The organism is Wolbachia endosymbiont (group A) of Gastracanthus pulcherrimus, from assembly GCF_964028265.1.
Taxonomy (GTDB): Bacteria; Pseudomonadota; Alphaproteobacteria; order Rickettsiales; family Anaplasmataceae; genus Wolbachia; species Wolbachia pipientis.
In genome coordinates, this window is the sequence record NZ_OZ034763.1 from 745492 (window position 1) to 771747 (window position 26256).

27 protein-coding genes and 3 pseudogenes are annotated in these 26256 nt (G+C 35.1%); 7 read left to right on the forward strand and 23 right to left on the reverse strand.

Features of this window, described 5'->3' with window-relative positions; translation table 11 throughout:
* Positions 1–607 precede the first annotated feature (607 nt).
* The 5 genes from ABWU47_RS03895 to ABWU47_RS03915 all read right to left on the reverse strand — a co-directional run bounded on the left by ABWU47_RS03895 (position 608) and on the right by ABWU47_RS03915 (position 3719).
* The gene (locus tag ABWU47_RS03895) at positions 608–826 is read right to left on the reverse strand and encodes a hypothetical protein (protein WP_353285576.1); all 219 of its coding nucleotides are present in this window, start codon (positions 824–826) and stop codon (positions 608–610) included.
* A 179-nt stretch (positions 827–1005) separates the two neighbouring features.
* A complete protein-coding gene (locus ABWU47_RS03900) occupies positions 1006–1170 on the reverse strand; it encodes an IS3 family transposase (RefSeq protein WP_081600772.1) in 165 nt (54 codons plus the stop codon).
* Positions 1171–1408: 238 nt separating this feature from the next.
* Positions 1409–1750: an IS3 family transposase gene (locus ABWU47_RS03905; protein WP_095866567.1), complete on the reverse strand. Its 342-nt coding sequence runs from the start codon at positions 1748–1750 to the stop codon at positions 1409–1411.
* A gap of 21 nt (positions 1751–1771) precedes the next feature.
* A complete protein-coding gene (locus tag ABWU47_RS03910; RefSeq protein ID WP_038198869.1) occupies positions 1772–2056 on the reverse strand; it encodes a transposase in 285 nt (94 codons plus the stop codon).
* A gap of 142 nt (positions 2057–2198) precedes the next feature.
* On the reverse strand, positions 2199–3719 hold the full coding sequence (locus ABWU47_RS03915) for an HlyD family type I secretion periplasmic adaptor subunit (RefSeq protein WP_186809115.1): 1521 nt from the start codon (positions 3717–3719) through the stop codon (positions 2199–2201).
* 266 nt (positions 3720–3985) lie between these two features.
* Between ABWU47_RS03915 and fabG the strand changes: the two genes are divergently transcribed.
* Together fabG and ABWU47_RS03925 are read left to right on the forward strand one after the other, a co-directional pair.
* The gene (gene fabG, locus ABWU47_RS03920) at positions 3986–4720 is read left to right on the forward strand and encodes a 3-oxoacyl-[acyl-carrier-protein] reductase (protein ID WP_077188170.1); all 735 of its coding nucleotides are present in this window, start codon (positions 3986–3988) and stop codon (positions 4718–4720) included.
* Between the two features lie 94 nt (positions 4721–4814).
* Positions 4815–5150 (forward strand): TrbC/VirB2 family protein, encoded by a 336-nt coding sequence (locus tag ABWU47_RS03925; protein ID WP_077188171.1) that lies wholly within the window; start codon positions 4815–4817, stop codon positions 5148–5150.
* Positions 5151–5193: 43 nt separating this feature from the next.
* Here the strand turns inward: ABWU47_RS03925 and ABWU47_RS03930 are convergent, their stop codons facing one another.
* The 14 genes and pseudogenes from ABWU47_RS03930 to ABWU47_RS03995 all read right to left on the reverse strand — a co-directional run bounded on the left by ABWU47_RS03930 (position 5194) and on the right by ABWU47_RS03995 (position 14945).
* A complete protein-coding gene (locus ABWU47_RS03930; RefSeq protein WP_353285577.1) occupies positions 5194–6576 on the reverse strand; it encodes an IS66-like element ISWen3 family transposase in 1383 nt (460 codons plus the stop codon).
* 80 nt (positions 6577–6656) lie between these two features.
* Positions 6657–6802: pseudogene (locus ABWU47_RS03935) on the reverse strand (DDE-type integrase/transposase/recombinase); the annotation flags it as partial.
* 22 nt (positions 6803–6824) lie between these two features.
* Positions 6825–7609, reverse strand: a protein-coding gene (locus ABWU47_RS03940; RefSeq protein WP_238513981.1) for an IS5 family transposase whose coding sequence is annotated in 2 segments (ribosomal slippage) — positions 6825–7288 and positions 7288–7609 — 786 coding nt in all. Because the reading frame shifts where the segments join, the coding sequence is not laid out codon by codon here.
* A 68-nt stretch (positions 7610–7677) separates the two neighbouring features.
* Positions 7678–7857 carry a hypothetical protein gene (locus ABWU47_RS03945; RefSeq protein WP_353285578.1) on the reverse strand — a complete coding sequence of 60 codons (180 nt, stop codon included), beginning with the start codon at positions 7855–7857 and terminating at the stop codon, positions 7678–7680.
* An 18-nt stretch (positions 7858–7875) separates the two neighbouring features.
* Positions 7876–8082 (reverse strand): annotated as a pseudogene (locus ABWU47_RS03950) (IS3 family transposase); the annotation flags it as partial.
* A gap of 21 nt (positions 8083–8103) precedes the next feature.
* On the reverse strand, positions 8104–8388 hold the full coding sequence (locus ABWU47_RS03955; RefSeq protein WP_038198869.1) for a transposase: 285 nt from the start codon (positions 8386–8388) through the stop codon (positions 8104–8106).
* A gap of 78 nt (positions 8389–8466) precedes the next feature.
* Positions 8467–9225 carry a phosphate ABC transporter ATP-binding protein PstB gene (pstB, locus tag ABWU47_RS03960; protein ID WP_065094809.1) on the reverse strand — a complete coding sequence of 253 codons (759 nt, stop codon included), beginning with the start codon at positions 9223–9225 and terminating at the stop codon, positions 8467–8469.
* On the reverse strand, positions 9222–10007 hold the full coding sequence (gene dapB / locus ABWU47_RS03965; protein ID WP_006279993.1) for a 4-hydroxy-tetrahydrodipicolinate reductase: 786 nt from the start codon (positions 10005–10007) through the stop codon (positions 9222–9224). Before dapB ends, pstB begins: the two co-directional genes overlap by 4 nt.
* 384 nt (positions 10008–10391) lie before the next feature.
* The gene (locus ABWU47_RS03970; protein ID WP_077188592.1) at positions 10392–11273 is read right to left on the reverse strand and encodes an Rpn family recombination-promoting nuclease/putative transposase; all 882 of its coding nucleotides are present in this window, start codon (positions 11271–11273) and stop codon (positions 10392–10394) included.
* A gap of 301 nt (positions 11274–11574) precedes the next feature.
* Positions 11575–12591 carry a DNA polymerase III subunit delta gene (gene holA / locus ABWU47_RS03975; RefSeq protein ID WP_006279994.1) on the reverse strand — a complete coding sequence of 339 codons (1017 nt, stop codon included), beginning with the start codon at positions 12589–12591 and terminating at the stop codon, positions 11575–11577.
* Positions 12592–12596: 5 nt separating this feature from the next.
* Complete coding sequence (locus ABWU47_RS03980) at positions 12597–12734, reverse strand: hypothetical protein (RefSeq protein ID WP_220468367.1); 138 nt, start codon at positions 12732–12734, stop codon at positions 12597–12599.
* 173 nt (positions 12735–12907) lie between these two features.
* A complete protein-coding gene (locus tag ABWU47_RS03985) occupies positions 12908–13717 on the reverse strand; it encodes a metal ABC transporter permease (RefSeq protein ID WP_049973644.1) in 810 nt (269 codons plus the stop codon).
* A 1-nt stretch (position 13718) separates the two neighbouring features.
* Positions 13719–14075 (reverse strand): Mth938-like domain-containing protein, encoded by a 357-nt coding sequence (locus ABWU47_RS03990; RefSeq protein ID WP_006279996.1) that lies wholly within the window; start codon positions 14073–14075, stop codon positions 13719–13721.
* 3 nt (positions 14076–14078) lie between these two features.
* A complete protein-coding gene (locus ABWU47_RS03995; RefSeq protein WP_077188591.1) occupies positions 14079–14945 on the reverse strand; it encodes a 4-(cytidine 5'-diphospho)-2-C-methyl-D-erythritol kinase in 867 nt (288 codons plus the stop codon).
* Between the two features lie 81 nt (positions 14946–15026).
* On the opposite strand from ABWU47_RS03995, the gene ABWU47_RS04000 reads away from it, so the two are divergent.
* Complete coding sequence (locus ABWU47_RS04000) at positions 15027–18599, forward strand: UvrD-helicase domain-containing protein (protein ID WP_077188590.1); 3573 nt, start codon at positions 15027–15029, stop codon at positions 18597–18599.
* Positions 18600–18895: 296 nt separating this feature from the next.
* Positions 18896–19907, forward strand: a protein-coding gene (locus ABWU47_RS04010) for an IS630 family transposase (protein WP_410530061.1) whose coding sequence is annotated in 2 segments (ribosomal slippage) — positions 18896–19375 and positions 19377–19907 — 1011 coding nt in all. Because the reading frame shifts where the segments join, the coding sequence is not laid out codon by codon here.
* A 101-nt stretch (positions 19908–20008) separates the two neighbouring features.
* Here ABWU47_RS04010 and ABWU47_RS04015 read toward each other — a convergent pair.
* Together ABWU47_RS04015 and ABWU47_RS04020 are read right to left on the reverse strand one after the other, a co-directional pair.
* A pseudogene (locus ABWU47_RS04015) lies at positions 20009–20737 on the reverse strand (IS5 family transposase).
* Between the two features lie 103 nt (positions 20738–20840).
* Positions 20841–22118 (reverse strand): adenylosuccinate synthase, encoded by a 1278-nt coding sequence (locus tag ABWU47_RS04020; RefSeq protein WP_353285764.1) that lies wholly within the window; start codon positions 22116–22118, stop codon positions 20841–20843.
* Positions 22119–22298: 180 nt separating this feature from the next.
* Between ABWU47_RS04020 and ABWU47_RS04025 the strand changes: the two genes are divergently transcribed.
* Positions 22299–23903, forward strand: coding sequence for a hypothetical protein (locus ABWU47_RS04025; protein WP_006279635.1), 1605 nt, complete (start codon positions 22299–22301; stop codon positions 23901–23903).
* A gap of 51 nt (positions 23904–23954) precedes the next feature.
* Here ABWU47_RS04025 and ABWU47_RS04030 read toward each other — a convergent pair whose 3' ends face one another.
* Together ABWU47_RS04030 and ccmC are read right to left on the reverse strand one after the other, a co-directional pair.
* Positions 23955–24371 carry a GNAT family N-acetyltransferase gene (locus ABWU47_RS04030; protein WP_006279634.1) on the reverse strand — a complete coding sequence of 139 codons (417 nt, stop codon included), beginning with the start codon at positions 24369–24371 and terminating at the stop codon, positions 23955–23957.
* 8 nt (positions 24372–24379) lie between these two features.
* Entirely contained in the window at positions 24380–25090 is a 711-nt protein-coding gene (ccmC, locus tag ABWU47_RS04035) for a heme ABC transporter permease CcmC (protein WP_006279633.1), read from the reverse strand.
* A 150-nt stretch (positions 25091–25240) separates the two neighbouring features.
* Between ccmC and ABWU47_RS04040 the strand changes: the two genes are divergently transcribed.
* Together ABWU47_RS04040 and ykgO are read left to right on the forward strand one after the other, a co-directional pair.
* On the forward strand, positions 25241–26071 hold the full coding sequence (locus ABWU47_RS04040) for a pyruvate, water dikinase regulatory protein (RefSeq protein WP_353285580.1): 831 nt from the start codon (positions 25241–25243) through the stop codon (positions 26069–26071).
* A gap of 49 nt (positions 26072–26120) precedes the next feature.
* The gene (gene ykgO / locus ABWU47_RS04045; RefSeq protein WP_006279631.1) at positions 26121–26249 is read left to right on the forward strand and encodes a type B 50S ribosomal protein L36; all 129 of its coding nucleotides are present in this window, start codon (positions 26121–26123) and stop codon (positions 26247–26249) included.
* Positions 26250–26256 lie beyond the last annotated feature (7 nt).

Genomic DNA, 26256 nt, shown 5'->3' on the forward strand with positions numbered 1-26256 from the left:
TAGCTGAGTTACTAGATTCTGTAAACGAAATCTTTAGAGAAGCCAAATGGGCAAAGTTTCATGAAGGTCTTTGGCATCTCTTAGCATAGATCCCTTACTTAACCGTCATACCGCGATTCATTCGCAGTATCTCAAAGCATAGATCCCGCTAACAAGTAGCGGGATGACGGTTGTCAGGGCAGTGTCCCTATGATGTCATTCAAGTAGCTGACACTGGTTCCTTTATGATGGCAGTGCCCCTATGGTGTCATTCCAGTGCTTGACACTGGAATCCAGCCTTTCCATAATCATCAAAACATTGTATTTTAACGTAAAACAGCTATTTTTATGCTCACCAACTTAATAAAATTCCTGGATCCCAGTCGGCTTTGTTGCATCGCTACTTATGAAAGGCTAACTATAGTTAGGATTATAAGCAACCTATTGAAAATCTTGTTTTTTTGCAATCAATCTGATCAAATTTAAGAATAGTAATTTGTTATTTATATTAATAAATTTAATTCTATTGAAAATAGCTAAAGCATTGAAATTCTTGAATTTTAGCCAGATTAGTGAGTGGTAGTGAAATTTCTTTTACTCAAATTTAGGTATTCACTGACCGTTCTTGTTATAAATACCAGAATAATAAGCTACTGATATTCGCTATCTTTTTTATCTTTAATCCATCATAGCTAGCGATGCAACAAAGCCATCCCAGTGTCAAGCACTGGGATGACAAGGTATAAACCTTATCGTCATACCGCCACGAACCGTCATACCGCGATTCATTCGCGGTATCTCTAGATCCCGCTAACACGTAGCGGGATGACGATTGTCGTTTAGCCATAAACATTAAGAAATCTACCAAATAAAAAAAAAGGCAAAAGAAGCCCCGTGGTAGTTGGCTATTTACCATGTACTAAAATATCGGCGTTTTTTTTGACCTTACCCAGAAAAAGTGGAGAGAAAGTTTGGAATGTTTTTCACAAAGAGAATGATGAATCAAAATGCTCAGGAATGCAATAGTTAATAGTGACGTTGTTTGTTATAAAAAATTTCTATATATTCAAATATAGCAGTTTTGATATGCTGTTTAGAGTGCCGAGAGGTGTCTATTGGTAACTCCCTTTTTAGAGAACTGAAGAAGCTTTCCACAACAGAATTGTCGTAACAACAACCTTTATGACTCATCTATGTTTTTTATGGATAAGAGATATTGATAACCTTGCAAAGTATATTGTGAACCTTGATCACTATGTAATAGTAGATTTTTGGCAGGTTTACGCTTGTTAACGGCCATTAATAAAGAGTCCATAACCTATTGTTTATTTATTGAACTGCTCATTAACTACCATGCGTGAATATAGATCGATTATTGTTGCCAAATATAGCCATCCTTCTTTGGTTTTTATATAAGTAATCCCATACTTTATTTGGTTGATCGACAATAAAGTTTTGGTCTAATATATTGGGAGCTACTGTCCGTTTGTTGTTTCTTAATTTTAAATTTTCTTCTCAATATAGCCTGAATACCATTTTTCTGCATAATACTTTGCACTGTTTTTAAGTTGCAACTTTTACCCAAAGCCTTTAATTCAGCATGAATTTTAGGAGCTCCATATCTACATTTAGAAGCTTGATATATTTTTTGAATATCTGCTAATAACTCTTTATTTGCTGATTCTCTACTGCTTATTTTCCTTGTAGTCCACTTATAGTAGCCACTAGCAGAAAACCCTACATAATTCCTGCACTTTATAGTGTTTACTATGCTCTTTTATGAAAAAATATTTTACTCTTTTTGACTGGCCAGGGCTTTTTTTAAAATGTCTCTTTCTCTTGTTACTTTTGCTAACTCTTTCTGTAAATCAAATCTCTCTTTGTCATAAGGTGCTACATCTGGAAATGCATTTGCCGCTGACTTTTTTTCGTTATATTTCTTCATCCATTTTCCTAATACACTATCCCTTATTCCTAGATCTCTTGCTACTTTTGCAACTGGTTGACCTACCTTTCTTTGTTCATTTGCCAGCTTAACAGCTTCCAATTTGAATTCTGCCGTATATTCTCTTGCCATTTCTAATCCTCCAAAATTTTATTTTACTCGAAAAAACTCCTTTCTTTCTCTCCACTTTTTCTGGGTAAGGTCAAGAAGCCTATTGTCTAATTATGTACCTAAATTTTATTACGGCACTTTCACTACTACTTTAACGAGTGAGCTACCTTTCTATAAAAGACCTATCGACTGTTGCAATTATAGGCGTAAACAAGAATGATAAAAGAGTACGAGATTGAGTAACTATGTACACTTCTGCTGGCATACCAGGGTATAGGTATACGTTTTTAAACTGAGCAAGCTCTGGTTTTGGTATCACTACACGTACTGAATAATAACGCCCTAGCCTTGGATCATCAAGGGCATCGGGAGAAATATTGCTTACTATACCATTAATTAAACTTAAACGACGTGCACTGTAAGCACTTAAACGAACTTTAACCTTTAGCCCTTCTAGCCCATCAATAGAGACTATATTGCTATCTTTCTTTTGTGCTGACAGTATCTCTTCTATGTTTCTGGTCTGAATTTTAGCATCTATTATTAGGTCATCATCCGATGGCACTACGCTCATGATCGGAACTCCAGATTGTATAACACCACCTTCAGTATGGTATCTTATATCTGTGACTATCCCATCTTGAGGCGATTTAATTATTGTACGTGCTAATGAATCTTCAGCAACCATCAGTCTCTCTTTCAAGTCTGCAATAGACGTACTAACTTCCTTAAGTTCAGCGTTTGCTCTTTCTTGAGAATCATTTCTCACGTTTATAATTTCTAATTCGTTCTCTCCAATTTTTTGCTGCACTTGAGATATTGCAGAACGGTAATGTCCAACTCTGCCTTCAATTTCAGCAAACTGCTTTTCTAAAGCTAAAATGTGTGGTTTGCTTATATGGCCACTATCAAGTAATTGTCTTTTTGTTTCCAACTCCTCAGTTATCAAGTCATATTGCTTATGAGCTGCATTTAGTTGAAAGTTTAGCCCCGCTAATTCATCATTTAACTGCTTTATACGTTGTTGCAGTATGTCTGTTTTTCCCAATATGCTCTTTCTCTGAGAGTTGAACAACTTTACTTGATTCTTTATCGCTTTATTTACAAGTTCATCGTGAGATAATTTTTTAACCTCATCAGGAAACTCGAGCGTGTCCAAATCTACTCTGATTGCAAGAAGCCTTGCTTCTGTTGCTAAAAATGATAAGAGCTTCTCTTTGATGATACTTAAATTCGCCTTCTCGTTAACATCACTCAACAAAACTAGAGGCTCATCTTTTTTAACTGCTTGACCCTCTTTTACTAAAATTTTGCTTATTATTCCTCCGCCCAAGTGTTGAACTATTTTTCTATTTGAAGATACAATAACTTCTCCACTTGCATGCACCGCACCGTCAATTGGAGCTATAGCCGACCAAATACCACCTATCCCAAAAAAGATGAGTATTACTACCAGACCAAAAAATAGTGGTCCCCATGTTACTTTCAGGACTTCATTTACGTTATTACTTTCGCGTTTTAAAATAAAATTTATCACTGCATCAATCAATGCAAACGTCTTATCCAAAAATTTTGGGTACTTCTTCTTTTTATTTTTTACTCCTTGCATATTTATATTATCACCATGGCCAATCAAGCCTGTCAAAGAAAATCCAGCGCTAAGCTTTTTTAACTTACTTATCATAATACTACTGTGAATTTGTGTTAACTCAAGATAACACACAAAAACAAAGAATCTATAATTTAAGCATTCCATTTAGACTGTAGAGCACCAGAATAAACTATTTAGTAACAATTCCTGCATCAACTATGTTTTTAAAATTTTTTGACGTTTAACTTTATTATAACTTTTTCTTTACTTTGTGAATATCTGAGTTACTTATATTATGTAAGAAATCTATTGCCAACTAGTCAATATTCTGTTAGGAATTAAGATAATATAAAGTTATTATGCTTAAATTGGAAAGCAGAAAGTTCCTGATTACTGGCGCATCAGGCGGAATAGGGCAAGCAATTGTAAAAATTATGCACAAAGCCGGAGCAACTTTATGTATTTCTGGCACAAAAAAAGAAGTGCTCGAAGAAGTTGCTAAACAATATGAAAAAAATATGCACGTACTCCCTTGTGATTTATCAAATGCTGAGGAAGTAAATCAACTAGTAAACAGAGCAAGTGAGTTGATGGAAGGCTTTGACGGGCTTGTATGCAACGCGGGCATTACGCAAGACAGTTTATTATTGAGAATGACAGATGAAGCATGGCAAAAAGTAATTGATATTAACTTGAGCTCTATATTTAAGCTGAGTAGAGAAGCATGCAGGAAACTAATTAAGAATAATTGGGGAAGAATTATAAATATTTCCTCAATAATAGGGCTAACAGGAAACGCCGGGCAAGCAAATTATGCAGCGTCTAAAGCTGGAATAATAGCCATGAGCAAATCTATAGCAAAAGAAGTTGCAAGTCGTAATATAACAGTAAATTGTATTGCTCCTGGGTTTATAGATACTAAAATGACTGAAGTTTTAAATGAAGGACAAAAGGGAAAAATATTAGATAATATTCCAATGAAAAGAATGGGAACAGGGGAAGAAATAGCAGCAGGGGTCTTGTTTTTAGCAAGTGATGAAGCAAAATATATAACAGGGCATGTGCTCAATATTAATGGTGGGTTATTTATGTAGCAACACTTATGTATGGACAAATTATAATTTTTACTTTAAAATAGAAAATGTGTAGGTTTAGGTTTACGTTAATTTATTACTTAGAGGCAAAAAAATGAGCTCTGTAATAGGATTTTTTGGTGTCTTGTGTGTAGTATTGCTTTTCTCTTTCTCAGGTTACGCAGCTATCACTGGTCCTGATATGGATGATACAACACAAGTAATATGTAATATTATTGGTTATGTTTGGGGGATAGGCGGTCCACTTATGACGGTAGTAATAATTGGTGCAGCTTTGCTTGCAATATTTGGCAGGATGCCGTGGCCAGCCCTCTTTGCTCTAGGCGTGTTTTGTGCTGTATTTTTTGGCGCTAAGACGATTATAATAAAAGTTATGCCCAATGTAAGCGATGAAGCAAAAGCTATGTTGGAAAAGTGTGGAAAGAAATAACCCATAAAAGTACAGAAATGCTGTATCCGTTCAGGAGAGTGGTTTAAGAAACAATAGATAGGAGATTTTGGAAAGGATTGAGACCCCTTTGTTTCCAAATTAAGTATAATGAAATTATCCGCTCAAGGAATGTATTTCCCCGCTTTGATTGTGTAAAATATGAGTTTTTGCGATAAACGACATAATGCCGAATTTGCCGTTCAGCGTGGTTATTTGTCAGCGGAATATTTTCTGGGTCATCTAAAAATTTCCACATCATTCTTTCAGATCTCAGAACATTTTTTGCAACTCGAGAGGCTCCAATTGCTTCAGGTAAACGAGATATCTCCTTCAAGTAATACTTTGTACGTTTTCTTAATTTTCTGGCACGTCTGACAAACCTCAAAACATCTATCTCACTTTTTAGTAAAGCTTTTTTTAGTGCAAATAATTCAGTGGCCACGTTTCTCAAGTAACAACCCAGAACTTTAACTTCAATATTCCAACTATGTGCTAATCTTTCAAAATCTCTTGATAAATGTGCCCAACAGATTTGCCTGTTTTTATCGGCAAAATAATTGTATGCTGCATACCTGTCAGTTATTACCAAGCTATTGCGATTGCAGAATTTACTATTTTGTAAAACTTTCATTCCTCTTGACTCTGTAAATTTTACAAAACTTGCCGTATTGCTTGCAAACATCCAACACCAAGCGAGTTTACCTTTGTTATAATGGCTCGTTTCATCAATATGTAGAACTTTACTCCTACTTATCTCTTGTTCGATCTGCTCATACATTTTTTTGCATTTTGAAGCAACTCTATGTTCACTATTTGATATGCTACCGACGCTTATGTTCAAATTGAAGATATCATTTACGACACTCGCTATTTCGCGTTTTGAATTTTTGTAGAATCCGCTGAACGCTGCAATTATTGACTTAACCCTTGGACCAAATGTATTTGGCGTAACACCTTCCGGTAACTTGCTACTTCTTCTCTTTCCGCATCTCCGACAACGGCCATGTTCTAACTGATATTCCACTACATAAGGCTTGATTTCTGGAAGATCAACTTTCTGATGAATATATGGTTTTTCACATATTGCAATTTCTCCTCCGCATTCGCAAGTATTAGGCAACTCTATCTTTACTACTTTATCTGCATCCATGTTGGCGCGAAAACTTCCTTTATGACCAACCTGACCGCCAATATTCCTTTCGCTTTTCGGCTTATTCTTTTTTATTTTATACAACTCTTTGGAACTTGGTATTGATGAATTTTTTGAGCTTAAACCGAGTCTTTCTCTTAACTCAGCATTTTCTATCTTTAAAGCCTTATTTTCTGCTTTTAAACTTTCATTCTCTTTTTCCAATCTTTCTATTTTTGCTTCTAACCTTTCTATTTTTTGCTGTAAATTTTTGCAAAGTTCTAAAAGGTTTACCATATTATTTCACTTTTGCTCTATGATTATCTTTTTAGATCACCTTGTCTACCTTATTCTGCCACTCCGCTTAACGGATACGGTTTACGCTTGTTAACAGCCATTAATAAAGAGTCCATAACCAATTGTTTATTTATGAACTGCTCATTGACCAGCCAACTACCATGCGTGAATATAGATCGATTATTGCTGCCAAATATAGCCATCCCTCCTTGGTTTTGATGTAAGAGGTTGTCCGGAAACAAGTAAATTCAAGCATATTCCCTCTTTAACATAACCCTACTCATAGCTAGGTATATGAAATTCTCAGTGGATGTTGTGAGTAAATCATACTCCTTCGATAGCCTTCTATTCCTATTAACCCAAGCAAAAGTCCTTTCTACAACCCATCTTCTTGGCTGTACTTTAAACCCTTGTTCTCTTGTTGGTAGTAGCTCAGGTGGCGTATCTTTGTGCACCCAAAATCTACATGGAGGCCTTGTAACAATTTCAATATCTATGTCATATTCTTCCTTTATGTGATTCTTTAAATTTCTTCCTTGGTATCCCATGTCAGCCCACATTTTTTTAACTTTAGTATATTTTGTTCTCATATTGTTTAATGCTATTTTAATACCATCTCTATCATTTTCGTTAGCAGCGCCTACGTAACAACCTAGTATAAAACCCTGAGTGTCTGTAATTATATGCCTTTTTCTACCCTTTACTTTTTTACTTCCATCATAGCCTTTGATCCCCCCTTTTCTGTAGTCTTTACAGATTGACTATCTACTATACAGGCACTCGGCTGCTCATTCCTTCCTATTTTTCTTCTACTATATTTTGTAATTTCATAATTCATTTTCTCAAAAATTCCCTGCTTCTTCCATTGCCTGAACTGCTCATACACAGTCTTCCATAGCGGAAAATCATTTGGTAAATACCGCCATTGACACCCTGTACGCAATACATAGAAAATTGCTTCTAATATTTCTCTTTTGCTATACTTTGGCGGCCTTCCTCCTTTCTTGTATGATACTCTGAAGTGTTTTTCTATTCTTGCCTATTCCCTTTCGCTTAGATCTGTTGGATACTTTTTTCTCATCTTTACCCCGTACTAAAATTTCAGATATTATAGCCTTTTACTTGTTTCCGGACAACCTCTAAGTAATCCCATACTTTATTTGGTTGATCAACAACAAAGTTTTGATCTAGTATATTGGGAGCTACAGCTCTATTATCTGTTTGTTGTTTTTTAATTTTAAACTTTCTTCTCAGTATAGCCCTGATGTCATTTTTCTGCATAATACTTTGCACCGTTTTCAAATTGCAACTTTTACCCAAAGCCTTCAATTCAGCATGAATTTTAGGAGCTCCATATCTACATTTAGAAGCTTGATATATTTTTTGAATATCTGCTAATAACTCTTTATTTGCTGATTCTCTACTGCTTATTTTCCTTGTAGTCCACTTATAGTAGCCACTAGCAGAAAACCCTACATAATTCCTGCACTTTATAGTGTTTACTATGCTCTTTTATGAAAAAATATTTTACTCTTTTTGACTGGCCAGGGCTTTTTTTAAAATGTCTCTTTCTCTTGTTACTTTTGCTAACTCTTTCTGTAAATCAAATCTCTCTTTGTCATAAGGTGCTACATCTGGAAATGCATTTGCCGCTGACTTTTTTTCGTTATATTTCTTCATCCATTTTCCTAATACACTATCCCTTATTCCTAGATCTCTTGCTACTTTTGCAACTGGTTGACCTACCTTTCTTTGTTCATTTGCCAGCTTAACAGCTTCCAATTTGAATTCTGCCGTATATTCTCTTGCCATTTCTAATCCTCCAAAATTTTATTTTACTCGAAAAAACTCCTTTCTTTCTCTCCACTTTTTCTGGGTAAGGTCAGAAATTTAATGATCCAGGATATACTCCTTTGTTAAGGGAGATTGAGCATTTTCGAATATTTCTTGAGTGCTTCCAGACTCAACAATTCTGCCATTATGAAAGAAAATTACACTATCAGATAACTTTTTAGCTTGCTTCATTGAATGAGTCACCATAATTATAGTAAATCTTAATTTCAGCTCTTGTATAAGATTTTCGATTGCATTGGTTGCCATTGGATCAAGAGCAGAGCACGGTTCATCCATTAATAAAATAGTTGGCTTCACTGCAATTGCGCGAGCGATGCATAGCCTCTGTTGTTGGCCACCGGATAAATTGAGTGCACTATCTTGCAATCTGTCTTTCAATTCTTCCCATAAACCAACCTTGGTTAAACTATTTTCCACCATCTCATTCAATTTTTGCTTATCCTTCGCCATACCATGCAGTTTTGGTCCATAAGCAACATTGTCGTATATTGATTTTGGAAAAGGATTTGGCTTTTGAAATACCATGCCAACTTTTGCTCTGAGTAGCACAACATCCATATCGCGTGAATATATATCACCCAGCCCATCGATATCTAATTCACCAACAGTTTTGCATCCAGGTACATAGTCATTCATACGATTAAAACAACGCAAAAATGTTGATTTACCGCACCCGGATGGTCCGATAAAAGTAGTAACTTTTCTTTTATAAATATTCAAATTTATATCGAATAAAACTTGCTTAGAGCCGTACCAGAGATTTAAATCTTTAACAGAGGCACGTGTATTGCTCATATCACATCCTGCATTGAATAGAGCCCCGGAATTTCTCTTTTATTTTCGTATAGCCATACTGCTGCTTGAACAGCTCCTCTAGCAAATGTTGTGCGATCAATTGCTTTGTGGTTTAGTTCTATCCGTTCATCAGAATTGACAAACATCACGCTGTGATCTCCTATTACTCCACCTCCACGAGATACCGCAAAACCTATTCCCCCCTTTTTTCTTATGTTTGAACCACTATGTAAATATTGATTGGACTGAAAATCCACTTTTGAAGCGTTAGCAATTGTTTTGCCAAGTTCTATAGCTGTTCCAGATGGTGAATCCTTTTTTAAGTTATGATGCATTTCCCAAATCTCAACGTCATATTCATTACCTAAAAGCTCAGCAGCTTTTTTTACCAATTTCAGCAACACATTAACCCCAACACTCATATTTGCTGACCATAATATTGGAACTTCAGCAGCATATTCTTTCAAATCGACACCTTCTATTCCAGTTGTGCCACTAACCAGCGGTGTTTTAAATTTTACAGCTGCTTTAAGGCAGTCTAACATACATTCTTTAGTTGTAAAATCTATTACAACGTCGGATAACTCAAATATGCCACTAATAGAACTTGTAACTTTAATTCCTAGATTGGCTATAATTGGTCCAATATCTGAATCTATGTACTTACTGCCTGAACGGGCAACAGCACCTGCTATTTCCACTTTGGTATTTGTAATTAATTCATTGAGTATTTTCTTGCCCATCCTGCCTAAGCAGCCTATTACTCCAACTCTGATTTTCATAAAGCTTTTTACGTTTATTAAGAATGTTAGGCCTTTTTTTAAGCTCTGTCACTTCTGATCTATATTCTATAGCTAACACGTCATACCACGATTCATTCGCGGTATCTCGGCATAGATCCCGCTAACACGTAGCGGAATGATGGTTTTTCAAATTGTCGTAAGTCAGTTTAGCTATATATGACTCATTTCTTTACTGTAACTTAACAAGAACTGGTCTGTAGCTAATAGTTATTGATAATAAGGGTAATTAACTTTGATAAGAATCTTTTCTGTGTTCAATTGAAGTCTGTATGTTCTGGAATATCTATATAGTAAATTATGCGGTAATCGTAGACTACGCTGCCCACTTAAATTATGCCACAAAGGTTTTCCAAGTGTAACCGTTCACAGATTTCCACTTAATTCTTCAATCTCACTAATAGAAAGGCCAGTAAACTTGACAATAGTGTTGACATCAACATTATTAGCCAGCATTGCTTTTGTGACTTCAATTTCCCTTTCTTTTCTACCTTCCTCTCTACCTTTCTCTTCAGCAAGATCAAGTCTGTATTCAAGAATGGCTTCTTTTTTGCGTAGATCCATTATCCTTTCTTCGTAAGCTACTAAATCTTTTTCGTTCCAACGAAACTTGTCTAATTCATCATATGCTAGCTTTATTATTGGTGCTTTTTCTGCTATCTCTTTTAAGTCCTCTTCTGTTGTTTCTTCTGCGTATTTAAAAAAGAAACACCACCTTTCTACTGTACTTTCTAGCTGCTCTACTTTACTTTTTGAAAATTTGGGCAATTCTATAAAGATAAATTGAAAATCTTTTAAGTAATGGCCGTTGGTTTTTATATCACGTATATTATGAGTAGAGATATAATCAACTTCTTCAGGAAGTAAGTTACAATTGGAAATAGCAATAAAGAAGACTTTCTTTAAATCAATGTAGTTGCCAGATTTATCTAATTGTCTTGAGTAAGCCTTAGCAGCATACAGTTGGGCACGTTTCTCAAAACCTTTATCACGAGCAAGCTGCATCTCAATCACAAACCTATTACCAATAGAATCCTTGCAGAGAACATCAACAATACTCTGTTTATCAGAGGCAACTTCGGGATCCATAATAGTACTGAGGAATTCAACTTCTTGTATTGCATTTATCTCAGTAAACCCTAAAATATCGTTCAAAAAGTGAATAAGGATATTCTTATTTTTTTCCGTTCCAAAGATTTTTTTGAAACACAAATCATTGCGAGGATCGAGAAATTTTGAAAGAGCCATAGCCAAAGTGCTTAAAAATATTAATAATTATACACTATTATTAACAATTATTCAACCATATTTTTGAAGATAGCTATAGCTAACACGTCATAACCGCCACGAACCGTCATACCGCGATTCATTCGCGGTATCTCGGCATAGATTCCGCTAACAAGTAGCGGGATGACGATTGTCGGTGAACCTAAGTTACTTTAGCTATAGGCAGCAATTTTCTGTATTTATTTTAAATTGAAGAAAGCTCAAATGAAAGATCGTGTTTTGCTAAAATCACAGAATGCAGTCTGGTTACACCTTATCTTTGTTAGCTATAGCAAGTAACTGTATTTGTAATATGACAAATCACCTGTTGAAAAATCATTTTATGATCCAAGTCAGTTTTTTTACAGGTAACTTCTAAGCTTATCAATTTTTCCAAGATCTTCTTAAGTTCTGAAAGTTGCAAACTTTTCAAATGAGATTTAAAACTCTGCAATTGTTTAAAAAACAATGGAGGGCTTAGCTGATCAATCGCAGCCTGCTCACTCATTCCACCTTGCACTGACAGCAAAACGGTTTCAAGGCGTAGGAAATAATTTGATATAATGCGAATTAGTGCTATCGGTGAAAAATTTTCTTGCGATATCAATGCATCAGAAATTCTAATGAAACGCGACATATCTTTACTTGCTATGGCAGAGCATAGATCATCAAGTGTAGCATAGTCGTTGCCGGAAGTTGAAAAGCATAATTCTATATCAGTAAGTTTTAGGTCTTTTCTCTCCCCTAAGTATAAAACTAACTTCTCAAGTTCTGAACATATAGGCAGCTTGCTATGATTAAAGTAAGATTGCAAATGGTAGATTATCTCATTTGTGCATTTTATATCATTTTGTTTTAAGTAACTTGATATAATATCATAAAGATTGCTGTTGCTGTCTTTATAGCAAGCAATCACACCAAAAATTTTTGAACTCTCCATATAACTTTTGGTTGCAGAATTGTGTGGAAGATCAGTTGCTGTCATCATTACATAATGACCACTTGCATTATAATCCAATACGTTTTTTAACTCTTTGGATATACCTCCACTCACATTTATCAGTTTAATTAATTTTTTGCTGGTAAACATCGAAATGTTTGCCAATTCAGAAAATAGTAAACCGGGTGACTTATTCACTATTGCAAAATCCATCACCTGAACTGAATACTCATCCAAACTGGCAATTATTTCTTGTACATAAAAATCAACCCTACTGTTATCACTTCCATGAATTAACACACCACGTAAAGCATCAGGTTTCTCTAGGAATCTTTTAACTTTGGATGGTGTAACCCTCATGCCACCTATATGATATCATTCTCATTTGATTGTACATGAGTGTCCAAAGACTCTGAGCTTTCTTGTACAATATCATCTGCCGTACTCTGCACATTATCCGACTCTTCTGTTTTTCCTGTAATATAATTATAAAATTTTTTCACAGGTTAAGATATATATTTGGAAAAAAATCCTTCTTCGCTCATATTGCTTACTCCATAAAATTAACAACTTATCATTAGCATATAAATAATAGTATAGCAAAAACTATTTTGTGCTAAGATAGTGATGTTTTATAATGAGTATATTACAAAATTATTAACATTCGAGATTAAAATTAAGCCAACCTGCTTAATACTAGCCTTATAAAATAAGCGATAATTAAATATACGGCTGCAACAAGTATAATTGCAGGTCCAGTTAACAAATCAAAACTTGCAGATAACATGAGACCTGATATCCCAGAGATCACAGAAAAAACTGTTGCAACAATAATCATCTGCATCGGAGTTTTCGAAATGAGCCTTGCAGATGCTGCTGGTATTAGCAAAAATGCAGCAATAAGTAATATTCCTATTAATTGGGCAGCAATTGCTATAAATATAGCAAGAGTGATTAAAAATTCTAGTCTAACAAAGGTAACATTAATTTTTTCAACTACTGCTAAATCTTGATTAATTGAAATCATTAACCAATAACGCCATCTAAATATTAATATCAAAGTAACTACTGCAGAGGTTAAAAAAATCAATACTATATCACTTTGATCGAGCGTTAATATATCACCAAACAGTGAGCTAATAATACTATTATTGCCAGATGGAAGAAAAGACATAAGTATTAAACTCGATGATAAAACTACATTGGTAACAATGTTCAATATCGTATCAGCAGAATATAATCTGTTAAAATTAAGAGAAAGTAGTATAGCAAATGTAATTGCAATGAGCATTATGCTAAGCGATGGGCTAATCTTAAAGATTAAAGCAAGTGCAACACCAAGCAACGAAGAATGGGACAAACTATCACCAAGATAAGATAACCTTTGCCATATCATAAACGATCCTAAAGCGCCTGTTACTAGGCTAATTACAACTACTGCAACTAGACTGTTGATGAAAAAATCCTGGGTAAACATTTCAAACATGCTATATGGCTATTAGATAACTGACAACAAATCTATCTTCGGATATCAGAATATTATGGGTTCTGCATGCAGAACCTGTTGTCATAAATTCAAAATTTAAACCTTTTTGTTCCATAAGATAGGACTTCACTGAAGAACTTAGTATATTGCGTGTTTTACCAGTACCTATTATCAAAATTTCTATTTCCTCTGTTAAAAAAGATTTAAAATGTTCCTTGCTATTTATATCACTTTCTTTCAATTTAATCACCTTTTCAGGAAAAATTATAATTGAGCCGCAATATTCTCTATTATTCACCAAAAATTTTCCTTCCCTGTAACCATTTATAAGATTTTTATTCTCGGAAATTAAGGGCATAAGTCAAACTATTAATTGAGTGTCACATACCCACCATTCTGGTTGCTTTTTTCCGATATTAACTGCAGCAGCTTTTGCATTTTCCTCACTATCGAATATTCCAAAGCATGATACACCACTGCCTGACATGCGAGAAAGTATAGAGCCTTCTTGTGACTCAAGTGTTGATATCACATCCTTAATTTCAGGTACAAAGCTTATTGCTATTTCTTGAAGATCGTTTCTCGTCTCTTTAAGAAGCTTCAACAAATCCTTTTCAGCGTCATCGCTCCATTTAATTGGCTCAGAAAATTTTCCTTCATGTTTGGAAAATACCTCTGGTGTACTCAAAAACCTTTTTTTCGGTTTCACAAGCACCACATTTGTAGATAAAGAGAATTTTTTAATGTGGCATAATTCTTCGCCAATACCTCTAACAAAAACTGGCTTGCTATCTACGCTTGCGGGAACATCAGCACCAACGTTTAAGGCTATTTCATTTAAAATCGTCCTATCAATCTCCCACAGCTTCCCTAGCGTACGTACCACAGCTCCAGCATCTGAGGATCCGCTACCAAGTCCTGCAGCAATTGGTATGTTTTTTACAACCTTTACAGTGACTTTAGTGCGTACAGGAGCATGCCTAAGCAGCAGATTAACCGCTTTCATTACAGTGTTATACTGGTTATTTATTCTAGACTCGGAGTTTATAAATTCAACTGTAGAGTTATCGTATCTAGAATCCTTCTCACCTACTTTTATTTCCAAAAAATTAGAGAGATTAGCAAAGACAAACAAACCCTCAATCAAGTGATATCCTGTTTCCTTCTTATTTACAACATGCAAAAAAAGATTGATTTTTGCAGGCGCCTTTACACAAAAACTTTTCATTATATATCTTCACTAACACTATTTTTACATTATATGTATAATGCTATTTTAGTCAACTTCTATAAGGTTCTCGCACTTCTGATGAGATCAAATGCCATAAATCCTAATTTCTCTGTGTGGGTAAATGCGTCCGCTGGTACAGGCAAAACAAAAATCTTAATAGACAGAGTATTGAGACTTTTATTAGAAAACAAAAGAAATATTCTTTGCTTAACATTCACCAATGCTGCAGCAAACGAAATGGAGAATCGCATTCACAGCATACTCAGTAAGTGGGCAATATGCTCAGAGAGTGAATTAATAATGGATCTGGAACAACTAGACCTCTTGCATTTAAGTGAGGAATCGGTGTCATTCCAGTGCTTGACGCTGGAATCCAGAAAAAAGGAAGAATGGATCCCAGTGTCAAGCACTGGGATGACAAAGGAGAGTGCTGGGATAACGGGGGGATCCAGAAAAAATGAAGCACTTGATCGTCACTTAACAAGAGCAAGAAGGCTTTTCTCTGAACTGGAAAATCTTGGTCTAACTATACAAACCATACACGCTTTCTGTTACAAATTAATCTCCAGCTTTCCTATAGAAGCTGGCATTGCTCCAAATTGCACGCTGAGTGAATGTAAAGAATTACATTCCATCATATTCAATAAAGTGCTTCATAACGAAACTGTGCAGGATGATATCAACCTTATTGCAACTGAAATTGATGAAAATAAACTACGCGATTTGCTTTATACTTTATGTGTAAAAAGATCGATGTCAGCAAATGATTCAGAATACATCAAAGAAAAACTCAATGCTCCAGATGGAATTCATGATTTACAGAGTGAAACGACTGAGCACGTGGGAAGACTAGCCGAGATATTAAGTGAAGGCAGTAAAAGAGATCAGAGTTATAGTGAAATACTTTATTCTACTGTCATCCCAGCTGGGATCCAGAAAAAAAGAACCAGTGTCAGCTACTCGGATGACACCGGAATAAAGTGGAATGACACCAAAATAGAAAACCTAGCCAAGGTATTTCTCAAATCAGAATCGCACGAAAAAAAGAGCATATCATCCATTGCAACAAAAAGTATTTTGGAGAAATTCAAAGATGCAGAGCAAATAATAGAGAGCGTTCAGAATGTAGTATTTACCCATATAAGAGACATGAACTCTTATCAAATATTCAAGAGAACCAGTAGCTTACTTGGTGTATTTAAAGTATATGTTGATTTGTATAATAGTGAAAAATCAAAAAATGCACTGCTTGACTACAATGATATAATCAACTTAGCAACAAATCTTCTTAGCAATCCAAACTATAAAGATTGGATATTGTTTAACTTGGATCAAAAAATAGATCACATCCTTGTTGACGAGGCACAAGACAATAGCATCAGCCAGTGGAAAATTATAACAAATCTCTGCGATGAATTTTTTGCCGGTAATGATGAAAAGCGAACCTTATTTGTAGTTGGTGACGTAAAACAATCCATATACAGATTTCAAGGAGCAAATCCCCATCTATTCAACTATATGCAACAATACTTTCATACGAAAACTGGTGGTAGAGATTGGATATCATGCCAACTTGAAAAGTCATTTCGTTCAACTCCAGAAGTTTTGATGCTTGTAGATAGAATATTTAACAACTTCCGCGCAGAAATATCTTTTGTTGATAATGAAATAAAACATGTTCCACATAGAGAAAATGATCAAGGATATATTGAAATTTGGCCAGCGTTACCAAAGTGTAAAGAGGAAGAACAGCAAGCTTTACAAATTCCTCTGATATGTAAGGAAGGTTATACAATAGCAGATCGATTACTTGCTCAGGCAATAGCCCACAAAATTCACAATTGGTTAAACGAAGGGCGGATTTTAGTTGCTAAAGATCGCCATATAGAACCAAGAGACATTATGGTTCTGGTACGACAACGAAACGTATTGGTTGATTACATAATAAGCGAACTTAAAAAAGCAAACGTGCCAGTTGTAGGCCGAGATTATTTTAGAATTATGGACTATATAGCCGTGCAGGACTTAATAGCTTTGGCCGAATTTTTACTCCTCCAGGCAAATGATCTAGCTCTTGCAAATGCTTTAAAATCACCGTTATTCAATTTTACCGAGGATGATTTATTTAACATTGCATATGATCGTAAAGAGCATTCACTATGGGAAAGAATTCAGGATTATTCTGTGGTTATCTACAGTGAATTAAACTATCTCATTAACTTATCTCGCACAGAGTCTCCTCTTGCACTATTTACACATATATTGCGTACAGGTAAGAAGAAATTTGCTGCAAGGCTAGGTCTTGAGTGCTTTGAGGTTCTAGACGAATTTATGAACCTCGTGTTGCAATTTGAAAACCCATCTCTTCAAGCGTTTGTTCAGTGGATCAAGGAGAATAACCCGGAGATTAAGAATGATATGCAATCAGAACGCAATGCTGTGCGAATAATGACAATTCATAAATCAAAAGGTCTGCAAGCTCCCATAGTATTTTTGGTTGATACAAACACAGTGCCAAGAAACAGTGAAAGCATTATCTTTGATGGAACAGAAGTGCCATTTTGGTGTGGAAAAAACAACAACGCTTATTGCGATCAAGTAAAAAGAGAGAAAAAACTAGAGGATTATAATGAATATTTGCGTTTATTATACGTAGCACTCACACGTGCTGAAGATGAGTTATACATCTTAAGTAAAGAGCCAGTGCAAAAGGGCTCTTGGTATGATCTAATCACTAAGTACGGAGAACCATATGAAAAGAAACAAAGGGATTTACGGCCAATATTTAAAGAAAAAGTTGAAGTATTATGCGTGAATGCAAACTACCCTTACATTTATAAAAAACGTGATTACTTTGACGTTCCGGTCATTTCCCTTCCACCAAACCTATCAATGTCATTCCAGTGCTTGACACTGGAATCCAGTAAAAAAGAAGGAGAACCAGCATCAGCTACTCGCTCTCCCCTGTCATCCCAGTGCTTGACACTGGGATCCAGTAAAAAAGAAGGAGAACAAGTGTCAGCTCACTCTTCGGTATCATTTCAGCACTCTCTTTCGTCATTCCAGCGCGTGACGCTGGAACCTGGAGAAAAAAAGGCCTGGATCCCAGTGTCAAGCACTGGGATGACAAATAGGGGTATTAGAATGACAGACAGGGGTATTGGAATGACAGATGAGAGTGCTGGAATGACAACAAGGAGCATTGGGATGACAGATGGTTATGCAAGAGGCCTGATTATTCACAGCATATTGCAGTATATGCCCAAGATAGAAAAAGAAAGGAGAAAAAATTGGGTCAGAAAATACCTTGATAACATCAGCGAAGATAAGGATGAAATTTACAGTAAAATATTAGCCTTTAATGAAAAATATGGCTATTTGTTTGACTTGGAAGGCAAATCAGAGATTACACTGAGTGGAACAATTGATGGCAAGTCAGTATTAGTACGACTAGATAGGCTATGCATAACGCAAGATAAAGCAATCATAATTGACTACAAGTCACACCGTAACGTTTCTGTTTCCTCATTAAATGAAATAAAAAAGCAAATGTTGACCTATAAAACCTTAGTACAAGAAATATATCCAAACAAGCAAGTAGAGTGCGTGGTTATTTGGGTGGAAGATTTAACCATTCAATCTGACTTTTAACGAAACTTGATTGCAAGAAATAGCTACTACGTCATACCACCGCGAACCGTCATCCCGCGATTCATTCCACAACTGTACGAACATTGCGATTTGGGCCTACCAGAAGGGTGTCATGAAAGTAGCTGACACTGGTTCCTTTATGACGGTGTCATCCCAGTGCCCAGACACTGGGATCCAGGAAACTTAATTGCAAGTAATGCATTGGGTTTGGTGATACCAATTCCCATTACAGGGCAAACAGATGGACAATGATGGAAGAAAAGCCATACTGAAGTAAGTAAAATAGCGAGGTTTAAATGGCATTAAGATCAAAATTATTGGATGAAAAAGTAGTAGAATCAGCAAAAGAAATGCTGAAGAAAGTAAGGAATAATGCATATGTTTCAAAAAAACTAAATGCTGTAATTGCAGCAAAAAAGTACAGTATAACGGCTGTAGCAAAAATATATTGCATTTCAAGAAGCGCACTAACTTCGTGGGTAAAACTCTTGAAAATTGGCAGAGAAGAAAAACTGTTTGCTCCTTCACAACGTCGTAGAAAAACTAAATTAAATCAGGCTCAACTACAGCAAATTGAAGAGTGGATAGAAGAAAATCCTAATATCACCATTAAAGAAATGAGAATAAGAATCCAGGAAAAGTTCGGATTAAATATCAGCAAATCTACAGTACACCGCCATATGCAAAAGATGAAATTCTCATATATTACACCAAGACCAGTTCATAATGGACAAGATAAAAGCAAACAAGAGGAATTCAAAAAAAAATCTCAATTGAGCTATTAGCAAGTATCCAGAAAAAGAGCTATTTTTCTTTGATGAATCACGGTTTGGCACACATTCAAAAGTTGGACATGGGTGGTTTAAAAAGGGGATTAGAACACAGGTTAAAACAAAATTAGGTAGGCAAAATTTCTATCTCTATAGTGCAGTTAATCCTAGAAATGGAGAGAGTTCTAGCTTATTTGCACCAAATGTCAACACTGATTGCATGAACATATTTCTTGAGCAAATTTCGCAATATCTAGAAACACGAGAGGCTTTTCTCGTTATGGACTGTGCTAGTTGGCATAGGTCAAAAAATTTAAAGGTACCTAAAAATATCGACATTATATACCTACCTCCATACTCACCTGAGCTAAATCCTGTTGAGAGGCTTTGGTTATATATAAAACAGAACATTTTGCGCAATAAAATATACGATACAATTGCTCTACTTGAGGGTGCTTTGTGCAAATTTATTACTTCTCTTGCCAGCTCCACAATTAAACAACTCTGCAATGTTTCCTATTTGACTGGACAACAATGAGAATTGGTATTACTACATGTTTATACTGCTGTCTTGCATAATAGACTATTCGAAGTTACACAAGTATTTTTTTTATTAGATAAGAGTTAGTAAGAGCCTGTTCATAATTTTTTCAGAAGTAAGGCAGTGAAAGCCAGAACGACCATTTGTAGGCTAGTATTGAGTTTTCGCTCACAATTTTTCCACAATCTTCTACATTTTTCTAACCAAGCAAAAGATCGCTCCACAACCCATCTTTTGGGCAATACAACAAAGGAACGTAATTCATTTCTTTTGATCACTTCAACGGTTGCACCAATAATCGTTTTTATTTGAGTTACAAAATTCTCTCCAGTATAGCCTGCATCAACCAGTACATTTTTAACTCCCGAGAGGTTTTCTTTTGCATTTTCGACCATTCTCACAGCACTGCTACGGTCAGTTATCTCTGCTGTTGTTGTATAAATTGCATGCTTGCGTATCTACTGCAATACGGCCCTGAAATCTTCTTGCCTGCATCATAGCTTCAGCAGTATCTGCATTTTTTATACTCTGTGCATCAATTATACAGAAGCTTTTCCGACCATTGTTTTGTCGCAATTATTTTTTTTTAATACCAGCTCCAGAACACTTTCTTTATTTGCATCTGGTTTTTCACTCCACTTCTTAAAATAGTCGTAACAATTGCGCCATTTTGGGAACTCTTTTGATACCATTCTCCACTGGCAACCACTTTTTAACACGTATAACACTCCACAAAATACATCATGTAAATCAAGTGTTCTTGGTTTTGTCTTCTTTCTGCAAGATTCCAGATCTGCTACAATAATCTCAAACTTTTCTCGACTTATGTCACTTGGTTATAAACTTCGCATATCCTACTTTATATACTTTATCCTCTCACTTTATCTCTTTTTTGAGATTACGTACAGGCTCTAAGATACAAAGACGTTTTCAGAAATCTTTAAGCTTAATAACATCCTCTCTCTTTGGACTAGTTGAAATTAGATGAATTGGTACACCTATTAATTTTTCTAACCTGTCTATATATTTTATTAAATTGATAGGCAATGCTTTAATTGACCTTTTACCTTGAGTGTTTTCTTTCCAGCCAGGAAACTCTCCGTATATTGGCTCTAATTCCCCTTGTATTGAATGCGATGCGGGTAAATAATCATACATTTTTCCGCTATACTTGTAACCAGTGCATATTTTAATTGTATCAAAAGAATTAAGCACATCTAATTTGGTTAATACAATGCTTGAAACTCCAGAGAGTTGTACGGCCTGGCGCACTAAAACTGCATCGAACCATCCGCAACGCCTTCTTCTATTGCTCACTGTTCCAAGTTCCTTACCTATAGTAAACAAGCTATCTCCTACTTCATTTTTCTGCTCAGTAGGAAATGGGCCATTGCCCACTCTTGTTGTATAAGCTTTTACCACACCAATAATGTAAGCATTGGAGGATAACCCTGAGCCTGTTATTGCTTGCGATGCTACAGTATTACTTGAAGTAACAAAAGGGTAAGTTCCGTGGTCGATATCTAAAAATGCGCCTTGGGCACCTTCAAATATTATTTTCTTACCTTCTTTCATCAAGTCATTTAATATCTTCCACACAGGTTTTTTATATGAAAGAATTTTTTCTGAAATCTCTTGAATTTCCTTTAATATTTCTTCTTTTTTAACCACCTGGTAGTTAAGGCCTTTCCTGATAGCATTGTGGTAATTCAAAAGAGTATCCACTCTTTTATTGAGCTCATCTGCGTTTTCTAAGTCACAAAGGCGTATAGCTCTCCTTCCAACTTTATCTTCATAACATGGCCCTATCCCTTTGTTTGTTGTACCAATTTTGTGATTTCCATTTAAATCTTCAAATAGCTTTTCCTTGTCCTTATGTATGCTAAGTATTAATGGACAGCTCTCGGATACCATCAAGTTGTTATAGTTTACGTCTACTCCTTTAACTTTCAATGACTCTATTTCTGAGATTAGAGCGTGTGGATCAAGAGCAACGCCATTTCCTATGATAGATATTTTGCCTGGCCTCAAAACAGCAGAGGGCAGTAAATTTAATTTATAAACCTCATCATCTACTACTATAGTGTGCCCTGCATTATTTCCTCCCTGAAATCTCACAACTACATCTGCATTCTCAGAAAGATAATCTACTATTTTACCCTTGCCTTCGTCACCCCATTGCAGACCAACAATTACAATGTTATTCATCATTATTTTCTAGATTAATACATAAATATTAATGCAGTACGCTACAAATGGAAAGAGAAATCTACGCCTTTCCTACACCTCTTAAATAAAGAAATATACTGTCGATTTTCTTAATATATTACCAAATTATTCATCATTATATGATATAACTTACAGCATATTTGCAGTAAGGTGTTATTTATGAAAGAGACAAAAGGAAAAAATAATAAGAGTCCAGTAGTTAGATTAAAGGCCACAGCTAAAGAGTTCAATTTTAGTAAATTAAGAGCAGATCAAGATAATAAATTAGCGAATTCCGGTGAAACAATGTTCTTAGATTTTCAAAGGATGAATTTTATTATTAACGGAAAAGAAATAGATAAAAATCTTATTATTGCATTTAAGGAAGGAGCTAAGCACCGCAGAAGCGAACTTTTTAATAGTGATGATATATATAATGACGAAATATTTAACAAAAAAGGAACAAGAGAAATAGATACGGATCGTGGCAAAGCTTTTGTTGCTTCAGTACTCGAAGATATTGAGAAAGAGCTTGTAAGTGACGCATTGGGTGAGCTGTGGAAAAATCACTGCGAAGATCCCAAAACTACTGATCATCAAAAAACTGATTCATATAAGAAAGAATTTGAAGAATTTTACAATGCTGGCCAAAGGTATATCCATCTATTACCAACAGAGAAAGATGAAAACAAGGATTACCGTTCCTTTGCAAAAGAAGTTTTCAAAAAAATGTTCAGATACGCTGGGGCAGAAGTTCCAAGTGATGCTATTTTAGAAGAGCTAGTTACCAATTGTAATCAAGCAGGGTATGAGGCTGCTCCATTTATACAAACCCAACTTGCACTTGGACAGTCGTTCATAGTAGAAAATCCTAAAAAAGTAATAAACATTGATTGTGCTAACCAAAATAATGTGAGAATTAGATCTGATATGAGGCTACCAATACTCTCTGTTAAAAATCAAGTTATGCATGGCGATAAGATATGTAATCTGTCTAGTTCATTGGAATTTACAATTGAATCTCACAATGGTGAAGACTTTGTAACATACAGAGATGGTAAATTGTCACTTACTATTCCTAAAGAGTTAAAAAATTATAAAGATAATGGCAAGAGCTTGTTTGACATTATTAAAGAATATTTTCAGAAATTCTGTGCAAAATTAGGATTTAAACCTGAGACAAAAATACAAATAGAGCATGGCTTCGGTGCTCAAAGTAACTATTTAGATGGTACAATATCAACCACAGGATCAGATGCAAATGAAGAATTTATCAATCTTTTAAGCGAAAATCTCAGAGAGAGGTTATTGGGGTCAGGAGTTGCTCTAGAAGATGAAGATGTTGATGATATTGTTGAAGTCAGAGTATCTACCGTTATAGATCTATTGAGTGATTATGCTAAATTGGAAGATAATAAAGAACACAGAGAGTTATTAATAAGTAAAGTAGCAGATAATTTAGGACTTTCCACTCAAGACAAAACAGCACCAGAAGTATTGATGGAATTAGGCTCTTTACCTTCTTTGATAAAAGGTCAGGTTAATCATAATCAAGTGCAGTCTGTTGTAAATACTTTTATTAAGTTAATTATTGAAGGGAAAAGCGAAGTATACAAAAAAGGAGGTGCGATTAATGCAATTGATGCAATTCATAAGGAGATAGATAAGGCAATTGTTGAGCAAGAAAAAAAAGCAACCAACAAACAAGATATAGAAAATGATAAATGGACAGATAGAATCAAAAAACAGAATTATTCTGCGGAATCACATGAACATTTACCTTAAAGATATTAGTAGGCTCTTTAAATATTTTAGAGTTCATGGTTACAACGGTTGCTATTTTACAGTGCATCTCACAACACTTTCTTCAAAAATATACATGTTAACATACCCTGGACGTACAAGATCACACTTATACCCAAGCTTTTCATAAAATACTTTCGCTTTTTGAAAATTCATGGTTGCAACGGTTGCTATTTTACAGTGCATCTCACGACCATAATCATGAACTTCTTCCATTAGCTGCTTTCCCATACCTTTTCTTCTATAATCAGAATGTACCCAAAGCAAGTCAGTGTAAATTGAACCATAGATAACAAAACCGCTACAACCTGCAATAATTTGTTCAGTATCATCGCGAATAAAAAAAGCAAATGGGTTACACGTACCTTTATCAACGGTTTCTTCATTAATCTTTTTGAGTAGGAATTCAATGTCTTTGCTACTTGGTGATGTGGTGTGTTCTATTTTCATCTCTCGGCCTAATACCGCATACTGATTTCTCTCTTTATCTTATATAAATTAATTAAGTAAAGTGAATACAGTATCCACACTACTAAAAAAAATGTGGCACAAAACATAAACATTGCAACCAGTGGCAACAGCAGGGAACTTTCTATTGCTATTCCACCTTTTCTCAAAATGCTTGCTGGCTGATGGAGAGTGGACCATAAATTCACGGAAAATTTTACTATAGGAATATTTATAGCACTAAAGATGGCAAATACTGCTGCTGATTTTTCTGCCCTCGCTTCATTATCAAAAGCGCTCCACAATGAAAGGTAGCCAACATATAGGAAAAGTAAAATCAGCATTGAAGTAAGCCTTGCATCCCATACCCACCAAGTGCCCCAGGTTCCTTTTCCCCAGATGCTGCCTGTGATTAAGCATATTGCCGAAAAGATTGTCCCTGCAGGAGCAGCAGCATGTGCCAAGACACTAGCAATGCTATTGTTCCATACCAATGAAATGAAACTGAGTGATGCAATTAATCCATATATTCCAAGAGCAAGCCATGCAGAAGGCACATGAATGTACATGATTCGTACAATTTCTCCTTGTTTATAATCTTCTGGAGAGAAGAATAACGCCAAAGACATTCCAATTAAAAAACATGCGAAACAAATAACCCCAAGCCAAGGTAGAGCTTTCTTAGAAAAATAAGAGAAATTTGTAGGCTTTAATAAAAACATTCGTTTTGAGAATAATTGTGTTAAGAATTTACCAATTAGTTTGAGTTTTATCAACAGGATAGTTTTTCTATATTTACGTAGGTCAACAAATTAGCATAATTTCAGTAGCAGATTGCTAGCCATTATTTTTAGTATAACACTATATAAAACATGACCATTAAAAAGCTTAATCTACACTTAGTATCAGATTCAAGTGGTGAAACTGTTATATCAGTTGCAAAATCAGCTCTGAAACACTTTCGTTCTATAGAAACGATCGAATATGTTTGGTCTTTTGTGAAAAAAGAGGAGCAGATTGACAAAATTCTGGAGGAAATTAATAGGAAAAGTGATGAGCATAATTTTGTTATATGCACTATTACTGATGATGAGCTAAGAAAATATTTAAAAGATAACTGTATAAAGTTGAAAATTCCCTATAGAGCAATATTATCACATATTATTAGAGAAGTTTCGTCCTATCTTAAAATTGAAAAAGACGAAAAGCTTGACTTGCATACTGAGATAAATAACGAATATTTTCAGCGCATTGAGGCAATAAACTACACTATTAATCATGATGATGGACAAAATATTCAAGATATTGATAAAGCAGATATAATTTTGGTTGGAGTTTCACGTACATCAAAATCTCCCACCAGTACGTATTTAGCTTACCGAGGCTATAAAGTTGCAAATATTCCTTTTGTTAGTGGAGTACCCTTTTATGTTGACTTGGCAAAATTAAAAAATAAACTAACGATAGGGGTAACAACAGACGTAAGTAGGCTAATAGAAATACGCAAAAATAGACTTACTTCAATTAACAACGAAGATAATAATATATATGCTAACCCTGAGAAAGTAGAAAAGGAAATTAAAGAAGCAGAGGAGCTCTTTAAACAGAATAACTGGCCAATTATCGATGTCACGCAAAAGTCGATCGAAGAAGTATCAGCAACAATTATACAATATTTTAATAAAATGTTATCAATTGACTAACTCTTGATAAGTGATTATAATGCAAAGTAATTTAATTCTTACTATAGATATGAAAGTCAAAGGGTCGCTAAAATCTCATCGTAACAGAGATAAAAATTGTAAAGTTGTGAAAAGGGGTGGTAAGATTTACATTATAAATAAGGTAAAGCCAAGGTGTAAAGCGCGTCAAGGTTCTTAGCTTTTTG

What these genes read in the sequence shown, in the direction of transcription:
- ABWU47_RS03895 (WP_353285576.1), bottom strand. Translation starts at nt 826, where the DNA reads ATGGCTAAACGACAATCGTCATCCCGCTACGTGTTAGCGGGATCTAGA.
- ABWU47_RS03900 (WP_081600772.1), bottom strand. Translation starts at nt 1,170, where the DNA reads ATGAGTCATAAAGGTTGTTGTTACGACAATTCTGTTGTGGAAAGCTTC.
- ABWU47_RS03910 (WP_038198869.1), bottom strand. Translation starts at nt 2,056, where the DNA reads ATGGCAAGAGAATATACGGCAGAATTCAAATTGGAAGCTGTTAAGCTG.
- ABWU47_RS03915 (WP_186809115.1), bottom strand. Translation starts at nt 3,719, where the DNA reads ATGATAAGTAAGTTAAAAAAGCTTAGCGCTGGATTTTCTTTGACAGGC.
- fabG (WP_077188170.1), top strand. Translation starts at nt 3,986, where the DNA reads ATGCTTAAATTGGAAAGCAGAAAGTTCCTGATTACTGGCGCATCAGGC.
- ABWU47_RS03925 (WP_077188171.1), top strand. Translation starts at nt 4,815, where the DNA reads ATGAGCTCTGTAATAGGATTTTTTGGTGTCTTGTGTGTAGTATTGCTT.
- ABWU47_RS03930 (WP_353285577.1), bottom strand. Translation starts at nt 6,576, where the DNA reads ATGGTAAACCTTTTAGAACTTTGCAAAAATTTACAGCAAAAAATAGAA.
- ABWU47_RS03945 (WP_353285578.1), bottom strand. Translation starts at nt 7,857, where the DNA reads ATGCAGAAAAATGACATCAGGGCTATACTGAGAAGAAAGTTTAAAATT.
- ABWU47_RS03955 (WP_038198869.1), bottom strand. Translation starts at nt 8,388, where the DNA reads ATGGCAAGAGAATATACGGCAGAATTCAAATTGGAAGCTGTTAAGCTG.
- pstB (WP_065094809.1), bottom strand. Translation starts at nt 9,225, where the DNA reads ATGAGCAATACACGTGCCTCTGTTAAAGATTTAAATCTCTGGTACGGC.
- dapB (WP_006279993.1), bottom strand. Translation starts at nt 10,007, where the DNA reads ATGAAAATCAGAGTTGGAGTAATAGGCTGCTTAGGCAGGATGGGCAAG.
- ABWU47_RS03970 (WP_077188592.1), bottom strand. Translation starts at nt 11,273, where the DNA reads ATGGCTCTTTCAAAATTTCTCGATCCTCGCAATGATTTGTGTTTCAAA.
- holA (WP_006279994.1), bottom strand. Translation starts at nt 12,591, where the DNA reads ATGAGGGTTACACCATCCAAAGTTAAAAGATTCCTAGAGAAACCTGAT.
- ABWU47_RS03985 (WP_049973644.1), bottom strand. Translation starts at nt 13,717, where the DNA reads ATGTTTGAAATGTTTACCCAGGATTTTTTCATCAACAGTCTAGTTGCA.
- ABWU47_RS03990 (WP_006279996.1), bottom strand. Translation starts at nt 14,075, where the DNA reads ATGCCCTTAATTTCCGAGAATAAAAATCTTATAAATGGTTACAGGGAA.
- ABWU47_RS03995 (WP_077188591.1), bottom strand. Translation starts at nt 14,945, where the DNA reads ATGAAAAGTTTTTGTGTAAAGGCGCCTGCAAAAATCAATCTTTTTTTG.
- ABWU47_RS04000 (WP_077188590.1), top strand. Translation starts at nt 15,027, where the DNA reads ATGAGATCAAATGCCATAAATCCTAATTTCTCTGTGTGGGTAAATGCG.
- ABWU47_RS04020 (WP_353285764.1), bottom strand. Translation starts at nt 22,118, where the DNA reads ATGAATAACATTGTAATTGTTGGTCTGCAATGGGGTGACGAAGGCAAG.
- ABWU47_RS04025 (WP_006279635.1), top strand. Translation starts at nt 22,299, where the DNA reads ATGAAAGAGACAAAAGGAAAAAATAATAAGAGTCCAGTAGTTAGATTA.
- ABWU47_RS04030 (WP_006279634.1), bottom strand. Translation starts at nt 24,371, where the DNA reads ATGAAAATAGAACACACCACATCACCAAGTAGCAAAGACATTGAATTC.
- ccmC (WP_006279633.1), bottom strand. Translation starts at nt 25,090, where the DNA reads ATGTTTTTATTAAAGCCTACAAATTTCTCTTATTTTTCTAAGAAAGCT.
- ABWU47_RS04040 (WP_353285580.1), top strand. Translation starts at nt 25,241, where the DNA reads ATGACCATTAAAAAGCTTAATCTACACTTAGTATCAGATTCAAGTGGT.
- ykgO (WP_006279631.1), top strand. Translation starts at nt 26,121, where the DNA reads ATGAAAGTCAAAGGGTCGCTAAAATCTCATCGTAACAGAGATAAAAAT.